Annotated in this window: 1 protein-coding gene and 1 pseudogene; both read left to right on the plus strand. The window is 60.1% G+C overall.

The window, feature by feature from the left end:
* A pseudogene (locus DBR24_RS31905) lies at positions 1 to 101 on the plus strand (biopolymer transporter ExbD); the annotation flags it as partial.
* A gap of 364 nt (positions 102 to 465) precedes the next feature.
* On the plus strand, positions 466 to 987 hold a 522-nt coding region (locus DBR24_RS09875; RefSeq protein WP_146189009.1), incomplete at its 3' end, for an alpha/beta hydrolase.

Raw genomic sequence — 987 nt, forward strand, 5'->3', positions numbered from 1 at the left:
TGCAGGCCGACGACGGGGTGAACTACGGCGAAGTGGCACGAGCCATGGCTTCGATCGAGCGGGCGGGAATTACCAAATTGTCGGTGATCACCGCGCGGTAACAGATTCAACGTTTTTCCGGGGCCGTCTCCTTGGCAGGGTGCGGCCCTTTTTTTATTCCTGGCATTAAAAGCAGAACCCTCACCCTAGCCCTCTCACAGAGGGAGAGGGGACTGACCGAGGTGATTGTTCGAGGTACGCCGACATGTTATTTCGAGCCGAACTCAAGATTTGAACGGCATGAAGATCGGCTCCCTTCCCCCTCGCTCCCTTGGGGAGAGGGTTGGGGTGAGGGGAAAAGATTTCAAGCCATGCACACATCGCATATTCATTTCAGGTCTTAATAAATAGCTTCTTATTCCTTAACGAATATAAATCCCCTCCCTATACTCGATCAGGAACAGACACGCCGCAGGAGAGCTCCCCATGCGCAACGAATCAATCCGCTACCTGATTGTGCCGGGCTGGCAAGGATCGCCAGAAGATCATTGGCAAACCCACTGGCAGAACAGCCTGCCGAACAGCGCGCGGGTCGAGCAGGCCGATTGGCTGACGCCGCGCCGGGAAGACTGGGTTGCCGCACTGGCCGAAGCCATTACTGCCGACAGCACCCCGGTGATCCTCATCGCTCATAGCCTGGGCTGCGTCACCGTTGCGCATTGGGCGGCCACTGCGCCTGTGCAGTACCTGCGTCAGGTCCGCGGTGCGTTGCTCGTTGCGCCGGCGGATGTCGAGCGCCCGACCTGTGCGCCCGCGCTGCGTAATTTCGCGCCGATCCCGACGGATTTATTGCCGTTTCCGAGCCAGGTGGTCGCCTCCGACAACGACGCCGCTGTCAGCGCTCCGCGTGCGCTGGAGCTGGCGCGTAACTGGGGCGCCGAAGCGGGGATTCTTTCCGGGGCCGGGCATATCAACGTCAAGTCCGGGCATCAGCGCTGGGAGCAGGGT

The organism is Pseudomonas sp. HMWF006 (genome assembly GCF_003061205.1).
In the GTDB taxonomy this organism is placed as follows: Bacteria; Pseudomonadota; Gammaproteobacteria; order Pseudomonadales; family Pseudomonadaceae; genus Aquipseudomonas; species Aquipseudomonas monsensis.